Annotated in this window: 1 protein-coding gene; it reads left to right on the top strand. The window is 27.0% G+C overall.

Going from position 1 to position 1,284, the window contains the following annotated elements; translation table 11 throughout:
* Window positions 1–33: 33 nt before the first annotated feature.
* A complete protein-coding gene (locus DFQ09_RS18705) occupies window positions 34–1,149 on the top strand; it encodes a hypothetical protein (RefSeq protein WP_115813158.1) in 1,116 nt (371 codons plus the stop codon).
* Window positions 1,150–1,284: the final 135 nt, after the last annotated feature.

A 1,284-nucleotide genomic window follows, 5' to 3' on the forward strand; every position in this document is an offset into this window, starting at 1 on the left:
CGTTGGCAACAAGTTTGACGAAATAAAGAACTTATGATAAAAAAAATCTTACTATTATTAATATTATTACCTTCTCTTGTCTTTTCGCAAGAAATTCCTGAATCTATAGAGAAATCAGCATTTAATCAATCTAGGTTTGGGGGTAAATTCTCTCACCAAATCTTGAAAAGATTATTGAAGGAAGATGGCGGTATTATAACAAAGGACATTACTGAATTAAATACTAAAGCTACTGACCTTTATTATGAGCACAGTCGTCCTTATGACTTTACTAGAAAAATTGATAATTCATTTAGATACAAATATTTGATACCTAAAGAGGAGCAAATAGAAGAGTTAGACAGTATTTTAAATAATAAGGATGATTGGAAAAGAACAATTGTCAAAAATAACCTATTGAGTGAAATTTTAGAACCAATAAGTAGAGGAGGTACTTTATCAATAAAGAACAATACAATTTACCTTTCAAATTCATCTTCAAGTGAAAATTCGAAAAAGTATATCTATAAATTCAATTTTGACAATCAGAAAAATATAATATTTCAAGGTTATGGATATACAACCACTTCAAAAGATACTCTTTTATGGAAGCAAACCAGTTCACAATACAAAAACGATGAAATTTTTACTCAAATTAAGAGTATATACAGAGAATCATATGGGAAATTAGAATTAAAAGAATCAGAAACAGCCTTCTACCAAAATGGTCAAATCTCAAAAATAATCGAAGAATTTTTCAATAAAAAAAACGAAAAATACAGAGCTATAACTACAAATTATTTTTATAAAAAAAATAAATTAGCTAGTTCTAAGTCAATCACTAAAATTTTTCGTAATAAAATTGAATTCAAAGAACCTCTATCTATTATAGAAATTAAATACAAAAAGAATAAACCAATACAAATAAGTGAATCAAGAGAAAAACTCAAGACACTTCGTGAAAATAAATATGACAAAAAAAATAGATTAATTTGGAGTCAATATAAAGCTAAAGATGACCTAGGAAAAGTAATTGAAGAATCAACAGAAGAAATTGATTATTCCACTAACAAATATATTTATAGTTATAAAGAAAAGTTCAAAATCACTCGTGGAAAAGAAAGGCTACCTTTACAATATAAACTTAGTTTTGCTTTTTTAAAGGAATAAAAACCAGTTGCCAACAACGTATATAATCCATTGCTAGTGAAAGCTTACTTACGAAAATTCTCGCGGATTTTCTACTTGGTTTTTATTTGCTAAATTATGTGATGAACCACGCAACGTATCATATACAAAACCGTT

The organism is Winogradskyella pacifica (assembly GCF_003386275.1).
GTDB lineage: Bacteria > Bacteroidota > Bacteroidia > Flavobacteriales > Flavobacteriaceae > Winogradskyella > Winogradskyella pacifica.